Consider the following 5,791-nt stretch of genomic DNA (forward strand, 5'->3'; position numbering starts at 1 on the left):
GCCCGTGTGGTTCAGGTCCTCGCGCTTGAGGTACACGTCGATGCCGCCGGCCGCCTCGCCCAGGCGCCGCGCCGGGTACAGGGGCGTGGGGCGGCCCACGTAGTCGCGCCACAGGGCGTTGAGCTCGTCCCAGAAGCCCGGGTCCGCCGCCGCCCGGGCGTACACGTCCGCCAGCTCGTCCAGCGCCGTGATGAGCGTCTCGGGGACAAAGCGCCCCCCGAACTCCCCGAAGCGGCCCGTCGTCTCGCCGGCCACCGCGGCTCCCGCTATACCCGCATCGAACATCAGGATACGTCCCGCTCGTTATGGATCGACAAAAGAAGAGTCGCGCACGGCGCGCACAAAGGCGCGCACGGACGCGGGGTCCTTGACGCCCGGCGCCTGCTCCACGCCGGAGCTCACGTCCACGGCGTGGGGGCGAAGCGTGCGGACGGCCTCCGCCACGTTGTCGGGCCGCAGCCCGCCCGCGGCAATCAGCCGAAGCCCGTCCGGCAGCGCCCCCAGCCGCGCGGCCACGGCCGCCCAGTCGAAGCGCGTGCCCGTGCCGCCCGCCGCGGAGGGATCGTAGCCGTCCAGCAGCAGCGCGTCCACGGCGCCCGCGTACCGGGCGAGCGCGGCGGCAACGTCGTCCGCGTGGCGCACGCGGACGGCCTTCCACGCCTGGTACCCCGCGGACCGCACACGATCCGCCAGCTCCGGTGTCTCGTTTCCGTGCAGCTGGACCACGCGGATGCCCGCGGTCCGGGCCGCGGCGAGGATCTCGTCCTCCCCCGCGTCCACGAAGACTCCCACCGGCGTTGCCTGTAAACTCCTGAAGATAACGCCTGCCGCGTCCGCCGTCACGGTTCTTCGGTAGCCGGGCGCCAGGATGGCACCGAGATACGCCGCGCCGGCGTCGACGGCCGTTTCTGCATCGTCCCGGCGTGTCAGACCGCACACCTTTACCGCCGGGGCCCACGCGCGCGCATCGCCGTTCATCCGCCGCGCGCCGTTTCGTCGCGGGGGCGGCCCGTCAGCGCGGCGGCGGCGGACTGGAGATCCGCCTGCCGCATGAGCGACTCGCCCACGAGGATGGCGTCCACGCCCGCCGCGCCCAGGCGGTCCACGTCGTCCGCCGTGCGGATGCCGCTCTCGGCCACGTAGGTCACGCCGGAGGGCACGCCGGGCGCCAGGCGCAAGGAGAGGCCCAGGTCCGTGACGAAGGTGTCCAGGTCACGGTTGTTCACGCCCACGAGCGTGGCGCCGGCCGCCATGGCGCGCCGGAGCTCCGCCTCGGTGTGCGCCTCCACGAGGGCGTCCATCCCCAGCTCCCGCGCCAGGCCGTGCAGCTCCTCCAGCAGCGGCTGCTCCAGGATGCGGGCGATGAGCAGCACGGCATCCGCCCCGGCCGCGCGCGCCTCCCACACCTGCACGGGGTCGATGAGAAAGTCCTTGCGGATGACGGGCACGGGCACTGCCTTCCTGACGTCCCGCAGGAACTGGAGGTCACCCCCGAAGTAGTCGCGGTCGGTGAGGACGGAGAGGGCCGCGGCGCCCCCCGCCACGTACGCGCGGGCCACCTCCACCGGATCTGCTCCGGGGCGAATGTCGCCGGCGGACGGGGAGCGCCGCTTGACCTCCGCGAGAAGGCGGACCTCGGAAGGACGGCGCAGGGCGGCCGCAAACCCGCGCGGGGCATCGGCTTGCCGTGTCATGTCGCGATATTCCGCCAGGCGGGGCGCGGCCAGCTTCACCTCGTCCCGCTTGGTGCGGACGATCCGGTCCAAGATGCTTTCACTCAATGGATTTTCCGTTTTCCTTGCGCTTCGGTTTGCCTTCGGTTATATATTTCGGTACCTGTTCGGAAGGCAACCCACCGACCCCTGCGGAGACGCGGATGGCGCTCACCAAGAAGCAGCGGCAGATCCTCGACTACGTCGAGAGCTTCGTTGAGACGAACGGCTACTCGCCGAGCTACGAGGAGATCGCGGACCATTTCGGCTACAACTCGCTGGCCACGGTCCACGAGCACCTGACCAATCTGGAGCAAAAGGGCTTTCTTCGGAAGAACTACAACAAGAGCCGCTCGCTGGAGGTGGTCCGCGCGGACCTCCACGCGCCGGCCCTGGAGCTGCCCCTGCTGGGCCAGGTGGCGGCCGGCCTGCCCATCGAGGCTGTGGAAGATGTGCACGAAACCGTCACGGTTCCGCACGACATGGTGCGCCGGGGCGAGAACTACGTGCTCAAGGTGCGCGGCAACTCCATGATCGACGAGCAGATCCGCGACGGCGACTTCATCATCGTGAACTCGCGCAACACGGCGGACAACGGCGAGATGGTGGTGGCGCTGGTGAACGACGGCACGGTGGGCGGGTCGGCGACGGTCAAGAAGTTCTACCGCGAGAGCGCCGGCCGCATTCGCCTGCAGCCGGCCAACGAGGCCATGCAGCCCATGTTCTACCCCGCGGACGCCGTGCGCATCCAGGGGATCGTGGTGGGCGTGATCCGCAAGTACTGACGCGCGCGTGGGGCGCCACGGTTCAGCGAACCGCGGGCGTGCCCGCTACCACCGCATCCATGTCAGCCTCGGGACGCTGGCGCGGGTGCGGGTTGGGGATGCTTTCCGCCCGGGGGCCGGGCGGCACACTAAAGGGAATGCGATGAAGACCGAGCAGACCGTGCCGTTCGTAGTGGGCCGCCTGGGAAAGAACGACAAGTCCCTCGTGGTGCTGGACGACAAGACCCCCTCCCCCATCCAGGGGCCGTTCGAGATCCGCGCCGTGTTCTCCAAGTAACCTCGGGTACGAAGGTACGGGGTACGAAGGTACGGAACGGCAAGGGATCCCCGTCCGCGCGGGTCGGGGGATCATCGGATGCCGGTGACCCGCGTCGTTCGATGGATCGGATGGATGGCAGACGATCCGCACGCAGACGGATCGGCCGAGAACAGGTGACGTACGATGCCCCCGCGGCCGAGTGATCGGCGGCGGGGGCGTTTTGCGTGGGCAGAGAACCACAGGCGCCCGCGTCGAGCAGACGGGCCGGATTCGAGCGGATGGGGCCGGATTCGAGCAGATGGGGCCGCGATCGCGACGGAGCGGCTAAAGCCGCCGCTGGGACTGCCATAAGCCCTGTCTCGCGCTGACGCGCGTTGCGAACAGGGCTTCAACCACCAACACGGGACGGACCCGGCGAGGGATTCACCTCCACGCCACGCGACCGAAGGCGCCGCGTCGCCGCACGACAGTCGCGCCGACCGTGGAGGCTTCACCTGCAAAGGCATCTGTTCCGCATTGCATCCGCCCCCTTCGCCCGGGGGCGGCGGTGCAGTCCGCGCAGGCGGACTTCGCGCCTTTCCAGCGGCGAATTCATCGCTCCGGCGCGGACTCCGCGACTTCAGCACGAGCTCTCCGAACCGCCGTCCGCACCGCCCTCCGGGTGGGCATCCGCAAAGTGCGACGCGTGCACATTGCACCGCTTTGACTCCGCCCCCTGCTCCGTCGTCCAACCCGCCCGTCCGTCCCAACTCTTCCGCCGCCTCTCCGACTTGTCCGGCTCGACCCTACGCCGCCTGGGTGGCCTCGCGGAGGGCGCGGAGCTTTTCCAGGCCGGCGCCGGCATCCAGCGCGGCCTCGGCGCGGCGGACGCCGTCCACCAGGGTATCCGCCTGGCCGGCGACCCAGATGGCGGCGCCGGCGTTCAGCAGCGTGGCGGCACGGGCCGATCCGCCGACCTCGCCCTTGAGCACGCCCACCACCTTGCGGGCGTTGTCGTCGCGCTCGCCGCCTTCCAGCCCCATCACGTCGAAGCGCTCCCACCCCAGCTCCGCCGACGGGTCGAAGGTGCGGCGGGTGATCCGCCCATCCGCCACCTCCAGCAGCTCCGTGGTGCCCAGCGGGCTGATCTCGTCCATCCCCGGCTCGCCGTGGACGACGAGGGCGCGGTCGTGGCCCAGCTCCAGCAGGGCGCCCGCGATGAGCTCCAGCAGCGCGGGATCGTTCACGCCCACCACCTGCCGCCGCGCGCCCGCGGGGTTCGTCACGGGGCCCAGCACGTTCATGAGCGTGGGCATGGCCAGCTCGCGGCGGATGGGGCCGATGTGGCGCATGGCCGGGTGGTGCAGCGGCGCGAACATGAAGACGATGCCGCACTCTTCCAGCACGCGCGCCTCGCGCTCGGGCGCCAGCTCCAGCCGCACGCCCAGCGCCTCGAGCACGTCGGCGCTGCCGCACCGCGAGGTAAAGCTGCGGTTGCCGTGCTTGGCCACGCGCACGCCCGCGCCCGCAGCCAGCAGCGCCGCGGCCGTGGAGATGTTGAAGGTGGTGATGGCGCCCCCGCCCGTGCCGCAGGTGTCCACCAGCCCCTCGGCCTCCGTGGGCACGGGGACCATGGCGCGGCGCAGGGCGCGGACGCCGCCGGCCACCTCCTGCGAGGTGGCCCCGCGCACGCGGATGGCCACCAGCAGCGTGGCCATCTGCACGGGGGACGCGCGGCCTTCCATCACCTCCGTAAAGGCGCGCTCGGCTTCGTCGGCCGTAAGCGGGCGCACGGTGGCGCGGCGCAGCAGCTCCGTGAGGTCGGCCTCCAGGGGGGCCGTGGTGAGCGCGTCGGTCATGGCGTGAGGGACGGTCCCGCGTCAAAGAGCCGCTCCGGGAGCCCGGCGTGGTCCGCCAGCAGCCCCACGCACAGGGCGACGAGCCGAAGCTGCTCCACCTCGCTGTCGTCCACCGTGCCCGTGCGGAAGTTGGTGAGGTTCAGCACGCCCAGCAGCCGCCCGCGGGAGACGAGGGGAAGCGAGACGAAGGCGTCGGAGGTGTACCAGTCGTCGCCCACGAGGGCGCCGGCGTCGCCGTCCTGTGCGTCGCGGAACACGTGCGGCATGCGCGTGCGCGCCACCTCGCCGCTGATGCCGCTGCCCATGGGGATGCGCACCTCGCCCGCGTCCACGGCCGGCGGCAGGCCGATGGCGGCGCCCAGGCGCAGGTCGCCGCCCGGCGCGCGCTCGTCCACCAGGAGCAGCGAGCAGCGTCCGCCGCCGAACGCCTCGGCCACCGTGCGGACGATCTCCACGGCCAGCTCGCGCGGCTCCATCCCGGCGGCGTTCTTTTCCAGCAGCTTGCGGAGGAGGAAGAGGACGCGCGTTTGCCGCTGGTGCTTGGCCGCGCGGCGGTCCAGCTCCACGTGGGCGTCCATCAGCAGCTCGGTGGCGCCGCCGGCCGCGCGCTCCAGCGCCTCGATGCGGGCGCGGGTGCGCTCCAGCTCGCCGCGGGCGTCGGCCACGGCGCGCTCGCTTTCCTTGAGCCGCTCCACGACGGACTCGGCGAGCCCCATGGGCTGGCCCACGCCCAGCGCGGGCCCCGCGGCGGCCAGGGCGGCGGCGCGGGCCAGGGCCATCTCCAGCACGTCGCCGGCGGCGGGCACGGGCCCCTCGCCCTTGCGGGTGAGGGAAAAGCGGCGCGGCTCGGCGACCACCAGCACGCCCATCAGGGCGCCGTCGTGGGCGATGGCGCGCACGCGGATCCAGTTCTTGTCGGGGTCCAGGCCGGGGAGCAGGTCGCGCAGCACCCACACGGGCGCGGACTCCGCGGGACGGAGCGGGCGGTCGCCGCCTGCGTCGTCCAGCAGGAGCGAGTGCAGACGCTGGGGCTCCATCTCCACGGCGGCCTCGTCCAGCTCGCCGCCGTCCAGCAGCGTCCAGCGGCGGTCGAGCACGGCGCGGCCGGCGTCGAAGCGCGCGTACGCCACGCGCCGCTCGCCCTTGGCGCCGGCCAGGACGGGGAGCAGCCTGCGGAGAACGGTGGTGGAATCGACC

General features: G+C 72.2%; 6 protein-coding genes and 1 pseudogene. 2 read left to right on the forward strand and 5 right to left on the reverse strand.

Annotated elements, in window-relative coordinates; all coding sequences use genetic code 11:
• From VFZ20_RS26915 to trpC, 3 genes and pseudogenes are all read right to left on the reverse strand, one after another.
• Positions 1-255 (reverse strand): annotated as a pseudogene (locus tag VFZ20_RS26915) (tryptophan synthase subunit beta); the annotation flags it as partial.
• Between the two features lie 48 nt (positions 256-303).
• Positions 304-978 carry a phosphoribosylanthranilate isomerase gene (locus VFZ20_RS26920; protein WP_329687055.1) on the reverse strand — a complete coding sequence of 225 codons (675 nt, stop codon included), beginning with the start codon at positions 976-978 and terminating at the stop codon, positions 304-306.
• On the reverse strand, positions 975-1,766 hold the full coding sequence (trpC, locus tag VFZ20_RS26925; RefSeq protein ID WP_329687056.1) for an indole-3-glycerol phosphate synthase TrpC: 792 nt from the start codon (positions 1,764-1,766) through the stop codon (positions 975-977). The genes VFZ20_RS26920 and trpC overlap by 4 nt, the downstream gene beginning before the upstream one ends.
• A gap of 110 nt (positions 1,767-1,876) precedes the next feature.
• Here trpC and lexA point away from each other — a divergent pair, with 110 nt between their 5' ends.
• The gene (gene lexA / locus VFZ20_RS26930; RefSeq protein WP_329687057.1) at positions 1,877-2,497 is read left to right on the forward strand and encodes a transcriptional repressor LexA; all 621 of its coding nucleotides are present in this window, start codon (positions 1,877-1,879) and stop codon (positions 2,495-2,497) included.
• A gap of 142 nt (positions 2,498-2,639) precedes the next feature.
• Positions 2,640-2,774 (forward strand): hypothetical protein, encoded by a 135-nt coding sequence (locus VFZ20_RS26935; protein WP_329687058.1) that lies wholly within the window; start codon positions 2,640-2,642, stop codon positions 2,772-2,774.
• A 767-nt stretch (positions 2,775-3,541) separates the two neighbouring features.
• Here the strand turns inward: VFZ20_RS26935 and trpD are convergent.
• Together trpD and VFZ20_RS26945 are read right to left on the reverse strand one after the other, a co-directional pair.
• Positions 3,542-4,594, reverse strand: a complete 1,053-nt coding sequence (gene trpD, locus VFZ20_RS26940) for an anthranilate phosphoribosyltransferase (protein WP_329687059.1) — start codon at positions 4,592-4,594, stop codon at positions 3,542-3,544.
• Positions 4,591-5,791 (reverse strand): GAF domain-containing protein (locus VFZ20_RS26945; protein ID WP_329687060.1); only part of this gene is annotated, 1,201 nt, incomplete at its 5' end. The genes trpD and VFZ20_RS26945, both read right to left, overlap by 4 nt.

Origin of the sequence: Longimicrobium sp., assembly GCF_036280135.1 — a bacterium.
Classification (GTDB): domain Bacteria; phylum Gemmatimonadota; class Gemmatimonadetes; order Longimicrobiales; family Longimicrobiaceae; genus Longimicrobium.